The organism is Terrimonas ginsenosidimutans (genome assembly GCF_022012415.1).
In the GTDB taxonomy this organism is placed as follows: domain Bacteria; phylum Bacteroidota; class Bacteroidia; order Chitinophagales; family Chitinophagaceae; genus Terrimonas_A; species Terrimonas_A ginsenosidimutans.
In genome coordinates this window covers 233,107-253,145 of record NZ_JAKLTR010000008.1, presented here as the reverse complement: position 1 = coordinate 253,145, position 20,039 = coordinate 233,107, and the positions used below count along the sequence as shown (strand labels likewise).

At 47.2% G+C, this 20,039-nt stretch carries 10 protein-coding genes; 9 read left to right on the top strand and 1 reads right to left on the bottom strand.

The window, feature by feature from the left end:
- Positions 1–2: 2 nt before the first annotated feature.
- Genes LZZ85_RS14195 through LZZ85_RS14180 form a run of 4 tightly spaced genes read left to right on the top strand, consistent with a single transcriptional unit; the run spans position 3 to position 7,150 of the window.
- Positions 3–1,385: a Gfo/Idh/MocA family protein gene (locus LZZ85_RS14195; RefSeq protein WP_237873024.1), complete on the top strand. Its 1,383-nt coding sequence runs from the start codon at positions 3–5 to the stop codon at positions 1,383–1,385.
- Positions 1,386–1,402: 17 nt separating this feature from the next.
- Positions 1,403–3,079, top strand: coding sequence for a right-handed parallel beta-helix repeat-containing protein (locus LZZ85_RS14190; protein ID WP_237873022.1), 1,677 nt, complete (start codon positions 1,403–1,405; stop codon positions 3,077–3,079).
- 27 nt (positions 3,080–3,106) lie between these two features.
- The gene (locus LZZ85_RS14185) at positions 3,107–6,232 is read left to right on the top strand and encodes a DUF5107 domain-containing protein (protein ID WP_237873019.1); all 3,126 of its coding nucleotides are present in this window, start codon (positions 3,107–3,109) and stop codon (positions 6,230–6,232) included.
- 9 nt (positions 6,233–6,241) lie between these two features.
- The gene (locus LZZ85_RS14180; protein WP_237873012.1) at positions 6,242–7,150 is read left to right on the top strand and encodes an alpha/beta hydrolase; all 909 of its coding nucleotides are present in this window, start codon (positions 6,242–6,244) and stop codon (positions 7,148–7,150) included.
- Between the two features lie 270 nt (positions 7,151–7,420).
- On the opposite strand, the gene LZZ85_RS14175 is transcribed toward LZZ85_RS14180, so the two are convergent.
- Positions 7,421–8,656, bottom strand: a complete 1,236-nt coding sequence (locus tag LZZ85_RS14175; RefSeq protein ID WP_237873004.1) for a cation:proton antiporter — start codon at positions 8,654–8,656, stop codon at positions 7,421–7,423.
- A 746-nt stretch (positions 8,657–9,402) separates the two neighbouring features.
- Here LZZ85_RS14175 and LZZ85_RS14170 point away from each other — a divergent pair.
- The 5 genes from LZZ85_RS14170 (at position 9,403) to katG (ending at position 20,012) form a co-directional block, all read left to right on the top strand.
- Complete coding sequence (locus LZZ85_RS14170) at positions 9,403–10,338, top strand: dihydrodipicolinate synthase family protein (RefSeq protein WP_237872997.1); 936 nt, start codon at positions 9,403–9,405, stop codon at positions 10,336–10,338.
- A 102-nt stretch (positions 10,339–10,440) separates the two neighbouring features.
- Positions 10,441–12,243: a M61 family metallopeptidase gene (locus LZZ85_RS14165; protein WP_237872995.1), complete on the top strand. Its 1,803-nt coding sequence runs from the start codon at positions 10,441–10,443 to the stop codon at positions 12,241–12,243.
- A 55-nt stretch (positions 12,244–12,298) separates the two neighbouring features.
- Entirely contained in the window at positions 12,299–14,710 is a 2,412-nt protein-coding gene (locus tag LZZ85_RS14160) for a glycoside hydrolase family 127 protein (RefSeq protein WP_237872992.1), read from the top strand.
- 307 nt (positions 14,711–15,017) lie between these two features.
- On the top strand, positions 15,018–17,459 hold the full coding sequence (locus tag LZZ85_RS14155) for a glutaminase family protein (RefSeq protein WP_237872984.1): 2,442 nt from the start codon (positions 15,018–15,020) through the stop codon (positions 17,457–17,459).
- Positions 17,460–17,741: 282 nt separating this feature from the next.
- Positions 17,742–20,012, top strand: a complete 2,271-nt coding sequence (katG, locus tag LZZ85_RS14150) for a catalase/peroxidase HPI (RefSeq protein WP_255724113.1) — start codon at positions 17,742–17,744, stop codon at positions 20,010–20,012.
- The last annotated feature ends 27 nt before the right edge of the window (positions 20,013–20,039 follow it).

Here is a 20,039-nt window from a genome sequence, read left to right as displayed (position 1 = left end):
TTATGCAAAGTGAAGTCAACAGAAGAGAGTTTATCAGGAACTCTGCTATTGCAGGTATCGGCATGGCTGTTTTACCGTCCGCCTTATCTGCAACTGGTATGAAAACAAAAGTGCGGTTGGGTTTGATTGCCGTTGGAAGACGTGGCCAGGTTCACGTGGCTGAATTGCTTAACAGAACCGATGTTGAGATCGTGGCCATGGCTGATCCGGATACGCAGATGATGGCTAAGACAAGAGCCCTTATTTCCGCCGCGGGAAAGAAATTGCCTGCAGAATACGCAAAGGGCAATGATGATTATAGAAACCTGTTGAAAAGAGACGATGTTGATGCGGTACTGATCTCTTCTCCGTGGGAATTGCATTTTGAGCATTGCGTTGAATCTATGCGGGCAGGTAAACCTGTCGGGCTTGAAGTAGGTGGCGGACTCACGTTACAGGAATGCCGTGATTATGTGCAGGCGTATGAACAAACAAGGGTTCCGGTGATGATACTCGAAAATGCTTGTTACCGTCGCGATCTGATGGCTATTACCAATATGGTGAGAAAAGGATTGTTTGGTGAACTATTGCATCTTCAGGGCGGCTATCAGCATGATATGCGAGCGCGAAAATTCAATAATGGCACTGTGCCTGATACGCCGGGGATTGAATTCGGCCCCGGTACACCCAGTACTCCCGGCTGGCGTACGCAACATTCAGTAAACAGAAATGGTGACCTGTATCCAACGCATAGCCTTGGTCCCTTAGCGGTGATGCTGGACATAAACCGGGGGAACAGGATCACGGCTCTTTCTTCCGTGGCAACAAAATCAAGGGGATTGCATCGCTACATCATGAACAATATCCCCGCAGGACAAAAGCACAGGAACGCCGATGTTCAATTTAAACTCGGAGATATTGTAACTACGACGTTGCAGACAGCGAATGGAGAAACGATCGTTCTCACGCATGATACTTCTTCCCCGCGTCCCTACAATCTCGGCTTCCGGGTTCAGGGAACCGCCGGGCTTTGGCAGGAATCCGGGGGAGGTGAGTTCGCTGATGGTTTACTGTATCTCGAGGGGGCAAGTCCGGCAAAGAAATGGGAGTCGCCTTCTCCCCACTTACAGGCAAATGATCACTCGCTTTGGAAAGTATTCGGCAGGCAGGCGGAAAGTGCAGGACATGGTGGGATGGACTTTTTCATATTGCATGCTTTTATCGAATGCATCAAACAAGGAAAAGATTTTCCATTGGATGTCTACGATCTGGCTACCTGGCATGCGATCACACCGTTGAGTGAAACCTCCATTGCGCAGGGCGGACAACTTCAATTGGTTCCTGATTTTACCAACGGGGCCTGGCAGCGCCGTAAACCTGTTTTTGGATTGAACAGTGAATATTGATTATACTAAAAATAGTTATGATGATCATTTATCGCAATAAGATAATAACACAAAGCTCTTTCTTTAGAGCAGTCATTGTCCCGGCTTTTTTATCCATCCTTCTGGGTAATGTCGCAATCGCCCAGGATCGAACTGTCCCCGGGGAGTTAAGTTCTCCGTACCCTACTGTAACAAACCTGGCGGTTGAATGGCTGATCAATGGCGATGATAATCTAAATGGAGTTGTGCAGGTGAAATACCGGAGCAAGGGGAGTGCTGCCTGGAAAGAAGCCATGCCATTGCGAAGGATACCCGCTGGTTATAACAACACGGCATTGAAACATCCTACAAAAGTGGCTGGCTATAATGGTTTCGGCTGGAAGAATAAACATTCCGGAAGCATTTTCGATCTGCAGCCAGGCACTGCCTATGAAATAAAACTTTCGCTGAAAGATCCTGACGGAGGGAAAGCGGAAAAGACCATTCAAGCGCGGACAAGGCCGATCCCTGTCTATTCAAAAAATGCCAGGATCATCGATATCGCTCCCGGCGTTTATGATACGCTGTATACAGAAAGCGGTACAGAGAAAAGACCGGTTGTCTATCGTTGCAGTAAAGGTGAAGCGGTCTTCCGTTTCATAGAAGCTCGTGAACGTAAATGGGTTTTCCTTGAGCAACTGACCGTTAAGAACCCGGCTGCAAAAGGTACAGGGATCAGGTTGACCGGCGCAGAAAATTGCGTAGTGCAATACTGTACGATTCGCGCTACTTACGGCATCATTGCCTATTACCCCGGTGCAATCAACTGTTATATCAGCGACAATACAGTGAGTGCGGATTTTGAATGGAGCAATGAAGCGATGGGTGCACAGGGAAAAAATATTGGCGAGGGAATTCAACTCACCGGTTCGGGAAATGTGATCTGTTATAACCGCGTTGCCGGCTACAGGGATTGCATCTCATTTATGGAAGACTGGGAAGTATTAAGCCAGGTTTGCAATGATATTTACAATAATGATGTGGAAGGCGGACTGGATGATGGGATCGAGGCAGACTTTGCCTTTTCCAACTGCCGCATTATGCGGAACCGACTTACAAATTGCTATGTGGGAGTGAGCTCGCAACCCGGGCTCGGTGGGCCGACTTACATCGTTCGTAATGTGATGTATAACGTCGTTCATTCTGCGTTCAAGCTCAAGCGCGAAAGCAGGGGAGATGTAGTGTTGCACAACACCGTCATAAAAAGCGGAGCAGGGCTGGCGGGTAACGATACGATGGATCATGCCTATTTCCGCAACAATCTCGCATTCGGCGGCCCTAACGGAGGGATCAATTGGGGCGGCTATGGCGCAGGACAACCCTTTGCCGCCAATATTATATCACCCGGCAAACATAGTAGTTTCGACTATGATGCGGTTGGTGTTTATAACACGCCGTATATGGCACTGATCGGTGACCGGCCTTTTTCAGAGGTAGAAAAAAACGGGATTGAACGACTTGACTTTAAACTGACATTCCCGGGAATTGAATTTCCTTATCCGCCTGTCCCTTTACGTAAGCCGCCAGTGCTCAAGGTTGCGGAAGGTGCACGTTCGGAAGATGCAGGAATACTGATCCCGAATATCAATGATCAATTCAGCGGAAAAGCTCCTGATTGTGGTGCCTATGAAGCGGGGCAGCCTGTGCCGCATTATGGTCCGCGTATAAAGAACTAACCTGTTAAATCCTGTAACTATTCCATCATGAAGATCTCCTTGCTTGCTGCATCATGCCTGTTCTCACTGATTACATTTTCTCAGAACCCGGGAACGATCAAAGAATATAAAAAGACATTTACAACTTATCCCTTCTCAGACCCAAGTCCGGTTCCAATGCTGAACCAGGTGTATCCTTATTTCAGGTATGATGGATTCACTGCAAAATCCATTCAGCGGGAATGGAAAGTAGTGGAACTGCAGAATGACTATCTGACATTGCTGATCCTGCCGGAGATAGGCGGCAAAATATGGACCGCGATTGAACGATCTACGAACAGGCCATTCATTTATTATAACCAGGTGGTGAAGTTCAGGGATATCGCTATGCGCGGTCCATGGACAAGTGGTGGGCTTGAAGCCAATTATGGCATTATCGGTCATACACCTAATTGTGCAACACCGGTCGATTACCGGACGATCAAAGATGAAGACGGTACTGTGACCTGTGTGATCGGGGCACTTGATCTGCTGACAAGAAGCAACTGGCGCCTCGAGATCCGTCTCGAAAAAGACAAAGCCTTTTTTACTACCCAGTCATTCTGGTATAACGGAACGCCGATAGAGCAACCCTATTATCACTGGATGAATGCAGGGCTGAAAACATCAGGCGATCTCGAATTCGTTTTGCCGGGTAACCAGTTCATCGGGCACGATGGATCTTCCTCTTCATGGCCGATCAATTCCGTTAATGGAAAGAATCAGGCAAAGTATGATCAGAATGATTTCGGTGGCTATAAATCGTATCATGTGTTTGGGGAATACGCCGACTTTGCCGGCGCTTACTGGCACAAGGACAGTATGGGAATGATCCGTTACAGCACGCATGATGATAAAGCCGGGAAGAAGGTTTGGGTATGGGGGCAATCACGGCAGGGAATGATCTGGGAGAAATTGTTGACAGATAATGACGGACAGTACGTTGAACTGCAATCAGGTCGCGCATATAACCAGGCAGAAGAAGGCAGCAGCCTGACTCCTTTTAAACAGATAGGACTCTTTCCTTATGGCACTGAAGTATGGAAAGAATACTGGTATCCTGTACTTAAAACGAAAGGGATCGCTCAGGCTACGGAATATGGGGCATTGAATATAAAAACGGAAGATGAATGGCTGAAGATCTACTTCTCACCTGTGCAGCCGATCAATGATACGCTCACTGTTTTCCAGGAGGGAACGATCGTTTTCAAAAAATACCTTGCCTTAAAGCCGCTGCAGTCATTCATAGATTCCGTTCAGCTCAATGATGCAAAGATCAACAAGATCACAGCAAGTATCGGAAAAGCCAGGCTTCGTTATAATGGAGACCCGGCGGCAAACCTGCTGGCCCGCCCTGCTCAGGCTACGCCAGCAATAGACTGGAATTCTTCACAGGGACTTTACCTCTTGGCGAAAGAAGCGATGAATGAGAAGAAGTTTCCCCTCGCTGAGGAAAAGCTACTGGCCGCTTTGCAGTTGGATTCTTCAAACCTCCCCGCACTCGTGTGCATGTCTGAATTACTCTTCCGCAATATGCGTTATGAAGAAGCACTTGCCATAGCAAAAAAGATCCTTGGTATGGATACCTATCATCCTGCGGGAAACTATTACTATGGATTGATCAATTTGAAGCTTAATAAAATAACAGATGCGAAGGATGGATTTGATCTCGCTACATTATCCCCCGTATATCGCGGTCAGGCCTATACCGAACTGATCAGGCTTTACTTCGCCGAAGGCAACTATGAAAGGGCGGGTCTCTACGCATCCCGCGCTTTAGCGGCCAATATCTATAACATGGAGGCGTTACAGTTACAGGCAATGGTCTGCCGCTACCAGGGTGATAAGGTTCAGGCAGGTAAAATACTTCAGACGATTGATGCGTACGATAAATTGAATCACTTTACCCGGTTTGAAAAGTATTACCAAAATCCGGATCACAATAATCAGGTTGCCTTTACATCGCTCATCAGAAATGAATTGCCTGTTGAAACATTTCTTGAACTCGCCATCTGGTATTATAATGCTGGATGCATCAAAGAAGCTATTGCTTTGCTCGATATCAGTCCTGCTTCCGCAGAAACATCCTACTGGCTGAACTTTCTGAAAGGAAGTGTCATCGACTATACATCCATCGATAAGTTGCCGGCATTTCCTTTCCGTTCGGAAACCGGATGGGTCCTGGAGCAGCTGATCCGCAAAGATGGGCACTGGTTGCCCAGGTATCATCTGGCGCTGATCTATAAAGATCGTAACCGTGTGTCAGAAGCAAGGCGTTTGTTGCTCGATTGTGGCCAACAACCAACAATTGCAGCATTCTATGCGGTACGGGCTGCCATACTCGAAAAGACTGATCAGGCAAAAGCTGAAGCTGATCTGAAAAACGCAGGTTCGCTTGACCCTCACTGGCGATACGGACGGCTGCTTGCTGATTTCTATCTCGGCAGTTATCAATATGAAAAAGCGTTGCAGGTCAGCAAGTCGTATCATGAGAAGGATAAAGGAAATTATATCATTGCATTATTACATGCAAAATCATTACTGCACAATAAACGGTATAACGAGGCCGATAAGGTGCTTGCCAACGTTCTTGTATTGCCTTTCGAGAACGCCACTGAAAGCAGGGAACTATACCGGGAAGCCAAGCTGATGCAGGCGATCGATCATATAAACGCAAAAAAATACCAGCCGGCGCTTCGGTTCATCCGTGAGGCGGGGGTATGGCCGGAGAATCTCGGCACCGGTAAGCCATACGATGCTGATATTGATACAAGGCTTGAAGAAATGCTGACAGTTTTAAGTCTTCGGGGAAAAAGCGGCAAAGCTGCAGCCAGCCATTCTTTAGGCAACATAATCGATAAGACCAATTCCATCAATGCTGCTTCGAGAAATATCCGCCCGGAAAATGTCTTGATCGCGGCAATAGCGATGGAGCAAATGCAAGGTCATGACAAAGCGTTGGCATGGCTGAATAATGTTAGTGATAGTAAATTATCGCCGTCACTGTTTCAATGGATGAAGAGTGTGTTTGAAAGGCGAGCGGCACTTCCACTCGACGATCAGTATAGATCGCCCAATACAAGGATCCTGGAACGGGTGATACAACTTTATTATGACCAGGTTAATCAACGTTGATAAGTTAATATGAAAAGAACTTTTTTTTACGCGCTCGCGGCTAATTGTATTTCCGGATCAGTAGCTGCACAGGTAGAGTTGCCCTTATATGATAAGATCCCGAATAGCAAAGCTGTAGTAAACAAAGAAGCCAGCTCGATAGAGGAGGGCGTCTTGCTCTTAAAAGATATTTCGGTGCCGACATTAACGATGTACAGGCCTGATAGCGGACAAAAAACACCGGCTGTGGTGATCTGCCCCGGCGGAGCTTATCGTGTACTTGCTGCTGGTCATGAAGGAGAAGATGTGGCCAGGGTTTTAGCCGGTTGGGGGATTGCTGCTTTTGTTTTGAAGTACAGGCTTCCTGACGATGCCAGCATGCATGACAGAAGTATTGCTCCATTACAGGATGCGCAAAGAGCAATGCAGATGATCAGGGAGAATGCGGCGCAATGGAATGTTGATACTGGCAGGGTTGGTGTGATGGGATTTTCAGCGGGTGGTCATCTTGCCTCTACCTTATCCACTCATTTTGCAAAAGCCCAAATAGAAAACCACTTGACGATTTCCTTAAGGCCCGATTTTTCTATCCTAATATATCCTGTGGTGAGTTTTGCGGATAGTCTTACACACCAGGTTTGTCGCTCCACTTTACTTGGAGAAGAGATCACCACAGAAAAGATCCGTGAATTCTCCAACGATATGCATGTAAGTAAGGAAACGCCACCGGCTTTTCTTGTTCATGCAATAGATGATAAGTCTGTGAAGCTGGGCAACAGCATTGCGTACAAGGAGGCCCTTGAAAGAAATGGGATCCCTGTCGAGCTGCATATATATGAAAAAGGAGGACATGGGTTTGGAATGAATAACCCGGCTGCATCCGATCAATGGACGGACAGGCTAAAGCAATGGCTGATTGCCCGAAAAATAATTAAGTAAGTCCCGTAAGGCATCGGGAACTATCATGAACGGAAGGGTAACAATACCGATTTATGATCACCTCATTCAACAGATGATCTGGAGATTTCAAGGAGGTGGCAACAGTAATTTTTTTTAGATCGGCTTGCCCCGAACTATGATCCGGGGCAGGCATCGGTCTTGTATTGAACCCCTGACAATACTTATCTGACCGGCATTAACATTATCCGTCAGCGGTAGTATCGTGCTGAGTGATAGCGGAGGTCCCATACTACAAACCCTGACTTTAAATTAAACCTCCAGCTTCTTCGCCACTTTCCCAATTGTCAATCCCTGTACAAGAATTGAAAAGATCACCACGATATAGGTGATCGCCAGAATGAAATTCTTATAAGGTCCCGGTTCTACGGACAACGCCAGCGCAATTGATACGCCCCCTCTCAGTCCACCCCACACAAGCAGTTTTACTGTCGATGTACTGAACTTGTTTTTAAAGGGGATGACTTTGGTTGGGATCCAGATGGAAAGGTAACGCGCAAGCAGAACGACTCCGATGCCGACCAGGCCCACCAGCCAGTAAGATGGAAGGTTCTCGATCAGCAATAGTTCAAAACCTATGAAAAGAAAGAGGATCGCATTCAGGATCTCATCAAGCAATTCCCAGAATTTCTCGAGGTAATCTTTTGTTGTTTCCGACATCGCAGTTTTCTTTCCATAGTTGCCGATCACCAATCCGGATGCAACCATCATCAATGGGCCGGAGATATGAATAGCCTGCGCCAGCAGGTAGCCGCCCATTACGGCAGCCAGTGTAAGCAATACGGATACTTTATAGTCGTCTATCTTCTGCATGGCTTTGGATACGAGCCAGCCAATCGCGAGCCCTCCCAACAAGCCGCCAAAGGCTTCTTTGATCAGTAACCAGGATACACTCGATGCAGTCAGTTCCACTTCGCTGTTTTGTGCAACCTGCAGCAATACTGCAAATACTACTACCGCCACACCATCATTGAACAATGATTCTCCGGCAACTTTTGTTTCAAGGCTGCGGGACACCTTTGCTGTTTTCAGAATTCCTAATACCGCTACCGGATCCGTTGGTGAGATCAATGCCCCAAACAGCAGACAGTAGATAAAAGGGATTTCTTTATAAACAAAAGGAAAGATGAAATATAGTAAACTGCCTACAAGGACGGTTGACAGGATCACGCTCAGTGTCGAGAACACAACAATAGGTGTTCTTTGTTCTTTCAGATCTGACAGATGGATATGGATCGCTCCTGCAAAAAGCAAAAAGTTCAGCATCGCGCCCATCAGGATCTCCGTGAAATCAATCCCCTCAAGCAACTTTGAAAACGCCAGAAATGTTTTCGGGAAAATATTACCGGTAATGACCAGGATCACGGAGGCGATCATAGCGATCAGCATTACGCCAATCGTGGATGGCAATTTCAAGAAACGGCCATTGAGATAGGAGAATACGGCAGCCAGTACAATAAGGATGGAAAACGAGTAATAAAGTTCCATTCAATGGTGTTTGGTGATCAATTCCGGCGGTATCGGCCGGGTTATCGGTTTGCCAGGTATGTGGCGACGACTTTTAAAGAGGTGCAAAGGTAACCTTTCTTACCCTAAGAGCAGTCTGAGATGATGCCTGTGTTAAAAACCTTAACGAAATTGAAAGAGTTTTTTCGTAGTTGTACTAAGAGAAATTAAAAGGGATTAAAGTATGATTAGAATATTGATGATTTTTTAAGGCATTTGGCTTAAAGTGACGCGATGCTTTGCCATGCGAAGAGTGAATACCTGGATGAGCTGCACACGATGAGTAGAACGGAGGATGAAGCCAGTGATAGATAAGATCTTTTCGCTCAGGGATATTCGTTATGCCCATGAATTTGTTGACCAGGGGCATAAGAAATGAAATGTCATTTTACAGCATTCGTCTGTTCTTAACTGGTAAATGCCCGGGTGTATTGAAAAAGCAGAACCGCTTTGGCACCACTTCTCCTGAGTTTTTTGCGCCTGCCTTCAGGTATGGCATCATTGCCTGTGACCGGTAGTCTGTTGTCAAAAGGTCCGGGCCCGCAAAAAAGCCGGGAATTGCCGGATCAATTAAATAGCTTCTATGCTGATCCGGACAACGGACACCGGTCAATGGGCAACGATCCACCCACGAATGGGTTAAAATCTGTAAATCATCGGCCATTTTACAAAAACTCCGTTCGCCCTCCAGCCATTATTTTTGCTTTATTACCAAAAAAAGCAATTATATGCGTACAATCAATTGGAACGGTGTGTTTCCGGCTATGTTAACTCCTTTTACAGCAAATGATACCATTGACTTCAGCATGTTCGAAAAAAATGTGCTTGCCCAACTGGAAGCAGGTATAGATGGCGTGATCCTGGCTGGTTCATTAGGAGAAACAAGCACACTTGAATACGCAGAAAAAATAGAACTTCTTAAATTTTGTGCTGGCCTCTTGAAAGGAAAAATTCCCACTGTGATGAATATTGCGGAGCAATCTACCCGCGTTGCGGTGAAGCTCGCACAGGACGCTGAAGCAAACGGAGCAGATGCACTGATGGTACTGCCTCCCATGAGGTATAAGGCTGATGGTGCCGAAACGGTTGAGTACTTTCAGACCATTGCTGCTAATACATCCCTGCCGATCATGATCTATAACAACCCCGTTGATTACAAGATCGAGGTGACACTTGAAATGTTTGAACAACTCGCGAAGTCGCCCAACATACAGGCCGTAAAAGAATCAACACGGGATGTGACGAATATCGTTCGTATGCGTAATCGCTTTCATGACCGGTTCAGTATTCTCTGCGGCGTTGATACGCTGATCCTCGAAGAACTGATGCTGGGTGCCGATGGGATTGTTGGTGGACTGGTGGATGCATTCCCTGCGGAAACAGTGGCGATCTACAGACTGGCGAAAGCTGGACGTTACAATGAAGCACTCGAGATCTACAAATGGTTCATGCCCATCCTTGAACTCGATATTCATCCTAAACTGGTACAGAATATAAAACTTGCGGCAACGAAAACCGGACTTTGTACGGAGTTTGTGCGTGCTCCGCGTCTACCCCTTACAGGTGAAGAAAGGAAGAGCGTACTTGCATTGATCGATACGGCTATTGCGACAAGGCCTGAACTTCCGGATTACCTGAATCTTCCGGTTTTGCAAACGGCGTAGTCAGTATCGCAAAGAAATCAATGGCCCCGCAAAGGGGTGATATGGCTATATGCTGTTCTCTTTGGAATCGCTGGCTTGAGGTATTTTGATAAAGAATAAACGATGTTCTATAAACGCTTTTACCTTTTCCTGTTTGCCCTTGCACTGATCACCCCAGCGCGGGGGCAGTCCGCGCAAACAGATCTGAAATACACGGTATCAATGCCGGAGCCAGCGAAACAGGTGTACAAGGTGAAGTTTGAATGCAATGGTGTCAACCGGGAATGGATAGACGTGAAAATGCCTGTCTGGATGCCGGGGTACTACCAGATCCTTAATTATGCTGATAATGTCAGCCATTTTCATGTACAGGGACAGGGTACTGATACGGTGAAATGGGAGCGGGCCAACTTCAATACATGGCGGATCTATTCCAACCGTGCGGCAAGACTGACGATCACGTATGATGTAAAGGCAATCCGCAACTTCGTTGCTACCAACTTTCTTGATGAACAGCGTGGCTTCATTGCACCTACCGGTACATTCATGCATGTGGATGGAATGCTCGGTCAACCGGTGACTGTTACAATAGAACCGTATGGTAAATGGAGTCGCGTGGCAACAGGACTTGAACCAGTCCCCGGTAAACAGTATACATATGCTGCAACAGATTTTGATGTATTGTATGATAGCCCGATCCTCACAGGTGACCTGGAAGAACTTCCTTCCTTTACAGTAAAAGGCGTTCCTCATTATTTTATCGGTTATAAGCCCGGTCAGTTCGATCGTACGGCTTTTATCAGCGAACTGAAAAAAGTGATCGAAGCGGCTGTTGATCTGATGGGTGATATTCCCTTTAAGCATTACACCTTTATCGCGATTGGTCCCGGTGGTGGTGGCATCGAACATCTTAATTCCACTGCGATCAGTTTTGATGGAACCGGCATGAATAACCCGGAAAGCCGTAAGCGTATGCTGTCTTTCCTGGCTCATGAATATTTCCATCATTACAATGCAAAGCGGATCAGGCCCATCGAACTCGGCCCTTTTGATTATGACAAAGGCAGCAGGACCGAAATGCTTTGGGTGGCAGAAGGGATCACTTCATATTATGAAGCATTCCTGCTGAAAAAAGCGGGGATCACTTCTGAAGCTGATGTGCTGAAGAAGTTCGAACATCATATCCTCAATTATGAAAATAAACCAGGGCGTTTATTCCAGTCTGTTTCACAGGCCAGCTATGACACCTGGGCTGACGGACCATTTGGCCGCACGGGCGATGACGTAAATAAGACCATTTCTTATTATGATAAAGGCCCTGCGCTTGCCATGCTCCTTGATTTCAGGATCAGGCATGAATCGGCTAACAAACGCTCCCTGGACGATGTAATGCGGACCTTGTATAAAGAATACTATCAGGCAAAAAAACGAGGCTACACGCCAAAAGAATTCCGCACAGTTTGCGAACAGGCGGCCGGCGTTCCGCTCGGCGACTTCTTTGAATATATCTATACAGTGAAGGATGTCGACTATCCGAAATACCTGGCCTATGCGGGATTGAAGATAGATACAGCCGCCAAACCCGCTGCAGGTGCATGGCTCGGGATCAGCGGACGGGAAAGAAATGATACGCTGACCATTTCTGCCGTTGATTGGGAATCTCCCGCCTGGATGGCAGGAATACGGCCAAGGCAAATACTGAAATCGATCGATGGGAAACCTGCCACCATGCAATCATTGCGTGATATTGCGGGCAAGACAGCTGGTTCAATTGTAAACCTGCAGGTGATCCAGGACGGAACGCTGAAGTCATTCCCCGTGATCCTGTCCACAAATCATACCCGCAGTTATGCGATCAGCAGAATGCCAAATGCCAATAAACTGCAAGCGGCCATACTTTCCTCCTGGTTGAGAGAGGGTAAATAGCAGGTGTTGTATAGGGAAACTGCGAGTTGCAACTAATCATTAAACTGTTTCAAAAATGAGAATACACTACGCTTTTCTTCTCCCGCTTTCACTCGGCTGCCTGGCTGAAGCCACAGCTCAGGTGAAATTGAAGAGTGATTATCCGATCCAGCCTGTGGCGTTTACACAGGTAAAAGTGAACGATAATTTCTGGGCACCCAAGATCAGAACGAATGCTGAAGTGACGATCCCGTATACGCTTGATCAGTGCAAGCGAACCGGACGGATCGATAACTTCCTCGTGGCTGCAGGAAAAAAGAAAGCAGAGAAGCTCACCGAATACACATTCGATGATACAGACCTTTATAAAATCATAGAAGGAGCGAGTTATGGATTGCAGGTAAAGAAAAATCCCGGACTGGAAAGATATCTTGATACACTCATCAATATCATTGGTGATGCGCAGGAACCAGACGGTTATCTCTACACATTCCGCACCGCGAAAATGGAAAAGCCACATGACTGGGTAGGTTCCAAACGCTGGGAGAAAGAGGAAGATCTCAGCCATGAATTGTATAATTCAGGGCATCTTTTTGAAGCGGCCGTTGCCCATTACCAGGCCACCGGGAAAAAATCATTGCTGAATATCGCAACGAAAAATGCAGACCTGCTTGTGAAAACATTTGGTCCGGGTAAAGAAGAGAAGTTTCCGGGTCACCAGATCGTTGAAACCGGTCTCACCAAACTTTATCGGGTAACCGGGAAAAAAGAATACCTCGATCTTGCAAAATTCTTCCTGGATCTGCGTGGTACGCCCGGTCATTTGAATCATGAATACAGCCAGGCGCATAAGAAAGTGGTTGATCAGCATGAAGCGGTAGGGCATGCCGTACGTGCAACGTATATGTATACAGGTATGGCGGATGTGGCTGCTCTGAATGGCGATAAACAATACCTTGCTGCTATTGATGATATCTGGAATGATGTGGTATATAAGAAGATGTATATTACCGGAGGGATCGGTGCGACAGGCAATGGAGAGGCTTTCGGGCAGGCGTATGATCTGCCAAACATGTCTGCCTATGCGGAAACCTGCGCGGCGATCGCCAATGTGTACTGGAACAGCCGGATGTTCCTTCTTCATGGTGATGCGAAGTATATCGATGTAATGGAACGCACACTTTACAATGGGTTGCTTTCCGGCGTGTCATTAAGCGGTGACCGGTTCTTTTATCCAAATCCGCTTGCGTCAATGGGACAGCATCAGCGGAGTGCCTGGTTCGGTTGTGCCTGCTGCATTTCCAACATGACCAGGTTCCTGCCTTCCATGCCCGGATATGTATACGCGCAGAATAAAAATGACCTGTATGTAAACCTTTTCGTTGGAAGCGAATCATCCATCCAATTGCCAGCTGGAAAGCTGAATATAGTGCAGACGACCGATTATCCATGGAACGGAAAGAATGAGATCACTGTTAATACAGAAAAGAATTTCACATTTGGCCTGCACATCCGTATTCCGGGATGGGCTACAGGTCAGCCGGTTCCTGGTGATCTTTATAGCGAAGCAAATACAAACACGGCCCCTTTGACAATCTTGCTGAACGGTCAGCCCGTTAAATACGAAAAACAAAAAGGTTATGCCGTGATCAACCGTACCTGGAAGAAAGGCGATAAGATCAGCTTTGAATTACCGATGGATATACAAAAGCTGAGTGCAAACAACCAGGTAAAGGCAGACAGGAGCCGGTTCGCACTGCAGCGTGGTCCGATCGTATATTGCCTCGAAGGTGCGGACAATAAAGATGCCGTTGTAATGAACGTTGTTGTAGATAAAAATGCGCCGATCGAAGCTGTATACAAACCTCAATTGCTGAATGGTGTAATGACGCTGAATATGAAAGGTTCTTCCACCAAACGCCAGCTGAACACCGCTGAACTTTTAAAAACCACGCAGGACGTTACTGCAATCCCTTACTATTCCTGGGCTAACCGCGGGCCCGGCGAAATGCAGGTATGGATCCCGTTTGAAGAATCCGCTGCCCGCCCGATGCCGGCTCCAACCATCGCTTCCAGGAGTAAAGTATCCGCGTCCATCAAAAATCCAAGGATGCTGAAAGGACTGAATGATCAGTACGACCCGCAGGATTCCCGCGATGCCAGCGCCGTTTATCTCCACTGGTGGCCAAAGAAGAACACGCTGGAATATGTGCAGTATGACTTCGAATCTGCAGAAACGGTTTCTGAGACAAGTGTATACTGGTTTGATGATGCGCCGTTCGGCGGTTGCCGCATTCCCGCATCCTGGAAGGTACTTTACAGGAAAGGAGAGGAGTGGGTGCCGGTGACAGTGATCACTGCTGACAGCATTTCAAAGGATAAATACAATACGATCCGGTTTCAACCCGTAAAAACAAATGGACTGAAAATTGAGATACAGCAGCCTGCAGAGCATTCTACGGGGCTGCACGAGTGGATCGTGAAATGATAAGACAGGGATTTGGATTCCCGGCGTGGTAGTATCGCAAAGGACGCAAGGGGGTTGCAAAGAACGCAAAGATCTCTCTGCGTTCTTTTGCGACCCCTTCGTGCTTCGCGCGCCCTTTACTCCTTTACGACTCCTTTGCGTCCTTTGCAACCCCTTGCGTCCTTTGCGATACTACTACGCCAGTTAAATTTGTAAAGACCCGGAAGGGTAAGAAAAAATTACCCACCACCCAAAGAATCTTTATATTGTATTAGTAATCACTTCGCTGCCCCGCAGCATTTTACAATAAAAAGACGCTAGGAAGCATATGAAAAAACTGGTAGTCCTGTTAGCCCTCACAGGAATTATAACAGCCAACGCGCAACAAAAAGCACCCGCGTATCCCCTCGTCACTCACGACCCCTATTTCAGTATCTGGTCAAACACAGATAAACTGAATGAATCTCCGACCAAACACTGGACAGGAGAAGATCATTCATTGCTGGGTATGATTAAAGTGGACGGTAAGATCTACCGCGTGATCGGAAAAGAAAGTAAAACGTATAAAACAATCCTGCCAACCGGCGAGGAAGAACTGTACACCGCAAAGTACACAACCTCGAACCCCGGTAAAGAATGGGCAAAACCCACCTTTGATGATAAAGCATGGAAATCAGGGAAAGCACCGTTTGAAAAACCATTAGGCGGCCCCGGAACCCTCTGGGATACGCGTGAGATCTGGATGAGGCGATCTTTTACGATAGAAGATCTCAACAAGCAACTTTTCCTTGCTGTAAAACATGATGATGGTGCTGAGCTGTATCTGAACGGAGAGGAGATCTATAGATCAGATGGAGTTGTAAGCCGTAACAAATACATTGAGGTCACTGACGCACTGAAAAAGAAACTGAAAAAAGGAGCAAACCTGCTGGCCATGCATGTGACCAATACCGGTGGAGATGCTTATATCGATATGGGGATACTGGAATCAATCCCTCCCCGTGCCGGAATGGAAACCATCGAGGCGCAGCAAAAAGACGTAACGATCAATGCTACACAAACGATCTACGATTTTAAATGTGGGGACATCGATGCACGGATCACTTTCACCTCTCCGTTATTGTTGAGCGACCTGCGCCTTCTCGCCCGCCCGGTTACCTATATCACGTATGATGTAAAATCGAATGATAATAAAAATCATAATGTTGAACTTTATTTCGGCGCAGCCGGTAATATCGCTACCAATTCTGCACGCCAGGAAGTACGTGTGTCCGCTTATCAGCTTGGAGATATGGAAGTCCTGAAGGCCGGCACTGTTCAGCAATCGGTATTGGGAAAGAAGGGAGATAACGTACGGATCGATTGGGGATATATGTTCGTGGGAACTGCAGGAGCTGTTCAATATGTTTCTGATAAGGATTCAATAGTGCCGACTTTTGTTCGCGGACTGAATGTTGGCAAAGCAGAACAAAAAGGTGTGAACCTGTTCCTTAATTCAACCGTTGAGCTCGGACGCGTTAATGCAGCAGGTAAGAAACACCTGTTCGTTTTAGGATATGATGATATCAGTCCGATCCAGTATTTCACTCAGAACCTTTCTCCCTGGTGGAAGACGGAGTACAAGTCGACCATCGAGAAAGAACTGGATGCAGCTTACAAAAGTTATGCGTCCGTTGTGGCACAATGCGAAGCATTCGATAAGAAATTATACAGTGATCTCGAAAAAGCCGGTGGGAAAACCTATGCCGATCTTTGTGTGCTTGCTTACCGTCAAAGCATCTCGGCACATAAACTGGTGAGAAGTCCTCAGGGTGATCTGCTATTCATGTCAAAGGAAAATTTTAGTAACGGTTCGATCAATACGGTTGATATCACTTATCCTTCAGCGCCACTTTACCTGGCCTACAATCCGGATCTGTTGAAGGGAATGATGAACGGGATCTTCTATTACAGCGAAAGCGGTAAATGGGCAAAGCCTTTTGCGGCGCATGATCTTGGCACATATCCGATCGCAAATGGTCAGACCTACGGCGAGGACATGCCTGTTGAAGAGTCAGGTAATATGATCATTCTGACCGCTGCCATCGCGAAGGTGGAAGGCAATGCGTCGTATGCAAAAAAACACTGGAAAACACTCACAACATGGGTTGATTTCCTGGTAAAAGATGGGTTTGATCCGGCCAATCAACTTTGTACAGATGATTTTGCGGGCCATCTGGCGCGGAACGTCAACCTCTCGGCAAAAGCAATCGTTGGCATCCGCTGTTACAGCCTGCTCGCAGAAATGCTGGGCGAAAAGAAGATCGCCGCCGCTTATCGCGATACAGCTAATAACATGGCGAGACGCTGGATGGAAATGGCGGATGAAGGCGATCACTACGCACTTACTTTTGATAAGAACAATACCTGGAGCCAGAAATATAATCTCGTTTGGGATAAAGTACTTGGATTGAATCTTTTCCCTAAAGAAGTTTACCAGAAAGAGATCCGCTATTACCTCAAAAAGCAAAACCAATATGGCCTGCCGCTTGACAGCCGCCGAACCTATACGAAAAGTGACTGGATCCTGTGGACTGCTGCATTAACGGATAATAAAGCAGATTTCGATGCACTCGTTGATCCGGTCTATAAGTATGTAACGGAAACTCCAACCCGCGTGCCTTTGTGCGATTGGCACGAAACGACGGATGGAAAGCAGGTCGGGTTCCAGGCAAGAAGTGTAGTGGGAGGGTATTATATGAAGCTCCTCGATGGCATGATCAAAAAATAATGAATTCTTCCTTGGTCAGATTGGCGTAGAGGGAACGCGGTGAACGCAACGGTACGCGGCGGGCGCGGCGAATACAAAGTTTCTTATGGCTGTTCGTTGCGTCCGTTGCGTACCGTTGCGTTCGCCGCGTTCCTCTTACGCGCGTCATCCGAAAAGCTCTAACTTAGCGATAGTTTTTGTTTATCACTATATAGAATCAATCAATATCAACTATATCTCTAAACCCATAATTTTACCACTTCACAAATAAGCTCTCAACCAATTACCATAAACTTTTACAAAATGGAAAAAGATTCTAACGACATCAGTAAATGCCCGTTTCATAATGGATCTATGAAACAAAATGTTGGCGGCGGAGGTACGAGAAATCATAACTGGTGGCCTGGCCAGTTAAAAGTGAATATCCTTCGTCAGCATTCGGCTCTCTCCAACCCGATGGATAAAGAATTTAATTATGCGGAAGCATTCAAAAGTCTTGACCTGGAAGCGGTGAAAAAAGATCTTCATGCGCTCATGACCGATTCGCAGGAATGGTGGCCGGCAGACTTTGGTCATTATGGACCATTGTTCATCCGTATGGCCTGGCATAGCGCAGGTACCTATCGTGTTTTTGACGGACGTGGTGGTGCAGGGCAGGGACAGCAGCGTTTTGCTCCGCTCAACAGCTGGCCCGATAATGTGAGCCTGGATAAAGCGCGCCGTTTACTCTGGCCGATCAAACAGAAATATGGTAACAAGATCTCCTGGGCGGATCTGCTGATCCTGACAGGTAATATAGCGCTCGAATCAATGGGTTTTAAAACATTCGGATTCGCGGGCGGTCGCGCAGATGTATGGGAACCCAGTGAAGATGTATACTGGGGTTCGGAAACGACCTGGCTTGGTGGTGATGTGCGTTACGCACATGGCTCTCCCGGTGTCGAAGAATCACACGGTGTACTCGTATCTGATGATGATGCCGACGGAGATGTGCATTCACGCAATCTCGAAAAGCCGCTTGCTGCTGTACAAATGGGGTTGATCTATGTTAATCCTGAAGGCCCTGATGGAAATCCCGATCCGATCGCTGCGGCTAAAGATATCCGCGATACATTTGGTCGCATGGCGATGGATGATGAAGAAACAGTGGCATTGATCGCCGGTGGTCACACCTTCGGAAAAACCCATGGCGCAGCTCCGGCCACCCATGTTGGCAAAGAACCCGAAGCTGCCGATCTGGAATCGCAGGGCTTTGGCTGGAATAACTCGTATGGCTCCGGAAAAGGCGCTGATACGATCACCAGCGGTCTTGAGGTCACCTGGACAACCACCCCAACAAAATGGAGCAATAACTTCTTCGAGAACCTCTTTGCCTTTGAGTGGCAGCTTTCAAAAAGCCCTGCAGGCGCTCATCAATGGGTGGCAAAAGATGCGCAGAATATTATTCCTGATGCGTACGATAGCAACAAGAAACATCTGCCCACCATGCTTACGACCGATCTTTCTTTGCGGTTCGATCCGGCGTATGAAAAGATCTCCCGGAAGTTCCTCGAAAATCCTGATGCATTCGCAGACGCGTTTGCACGAGCATGGTTTAAACTGACACATCGCGATATGGGCCCACGCGCTCTTTATCTTGGTGCTGACGTTCCAGCTGAAGTATTGATCTGGCAGGACCCCATCCCGGCGGTAGATCATGCCTTGATCGATTCAACGGACATCGCGGCACTAAAAGCAAAAGTGCTTGAGTCTGGATTGACCGTGTCTCAACTCGTTTCTACAGCATGGGCTTCCGCATCCACTTTCCGCGGTACTGATAAACGCGGTGGAGCAAATGGTGCGCGGATCCGTCTCGCCCCTCAGAAATTCTGGAAGGTCAATAACCCGCCGCAACTGGAAAAGGTATTGGGGGTGCTGGAAGGTATCCGGAAAGATTTCAGTGCTGCAGGTAAGAAAGTTTCCCTGGCCGACCTGATCGTTCTCGCCGGTTGTGCAGGGGTGGAAAAAGCAGCAAAGGATGCCGGTGCTACTGTAACGGTTCCCTTTACTCCAGGCCGCATGGATGCATCCGCTGAACAGACCGATGTCGAATCTTTCGGCTATCTCGAACCGCTCGCAGACGGATTCCGTAATTACCGCAAGACAAAGTTGCCGGCGACTACCGAAGCGCTGCTGATCGATAAGGCAAACCTGCTGACATTAACAGCTCCTGAATTGACCGTCCTTACCGGCGGCCTCCGCGTTCTCAATACTAACTTTGATGGTTCAGAGAACGGGGTATTCACTTCCAGACCCGGCCAACTCACCAATGATTTCTTCGTTAATCTTCTTGATATGAAGACGGCATGGAAAGCAGTTTCACAGGACAGGGAATTGTATGAAGGCCGGGATCGCGAAACGGGCGCTGTTAAATGGAATGCAACCAGGGCAGATCTGGTATTCGGTTCCAATGCAGAATTACGTGCGCTTGCAGAAGTATACGGAAGCTCAGACGGAAAAGAAAAGTTCCTGAAAGACTTTGTCGCCGCCTGGGATAAAGTAATGAACCTGGACAGGTTTGACCTGAAGAAATGATCCATTGATCTATAAACAAAAAAGCAG

What these genes read in the sequence shown, in the direction of transcription:
- LZZ85_RS14195 (WP_237873024.1), top strand. Translation starts at nt 3, where the DNA reads ATGCAAAGTGAAGTCAACAGAAGAGAGTTTATCAGGAACTCTGCTATT.
- LZZ85_RS14190 (WP_237873022.1), top strand. Translation starts at nt 1,403, where the DNA reads ATGATGATCATTTATCGCAATAAGATAATAACACAAAGCTCTTTCTTT.
- LZZ85_RS14185 (WP_237873019.1), top strand. Translation starts at nt 3,107, where the DNA reads ATGAAGATCTCCTTGCTTGCTGCATCATGCCTGTTCTCACTGATTACA.
- LZZ85_RS14180 (WP_237873012.1), top strand. Translation starts at nt 6,242, where the DNA reads ATGAAAAGAACTTTTTTTTACGCGCTCGCGGCTAATTGTATTTCCGGA.
- LZZ85_RS14175 (WP_237873004.1), bottom strand. Translation starts at nt 8,656, where the DNA reads ATGGAACTTTATTACTCGTTTTCCATCCTTATTGTACTGGCTGCCGTA.
- LZZ85_RS14170 (WP_237872997.1), top strand. Translation starts at nt 9,403, where the DNA reads ATGCGTACAATCAATTGGAACGGTGTGTTTCCGGCTATGTTAACTCCT.
- LZZ85_RS14165 (WP_237872995.1), top strand. Translation starts at nt 10,441, where the DNA reads ATGTTCTATAAACGCTTTTACCTTTTCCTGTTTGCCCTTGCACTGATC.
- LZZ85_RS14160 (WP_237872992.1), top strand. Translation starts at nt 12,299, where the DNA reads ATGAGAATACACTACGCTTTTCTTCTCCCGCTTTCACTCGGCTGCCTG.
- LZZ85_RS14155 (WP_237872984.1), top strand. Translation starts at nt 15,018, where the DNA reads ATGAAAAAACTGGTAGTCCTGTTAGCCCTCACAGGAATTATAACAGCC.
- katG (WP_255724113.1), top strand. Translation starts at nt 17,742, where the DNA reads ATGGAAAAAGATTCTAACGACATCAGTAAATGCCCGTTTCATAATGGA.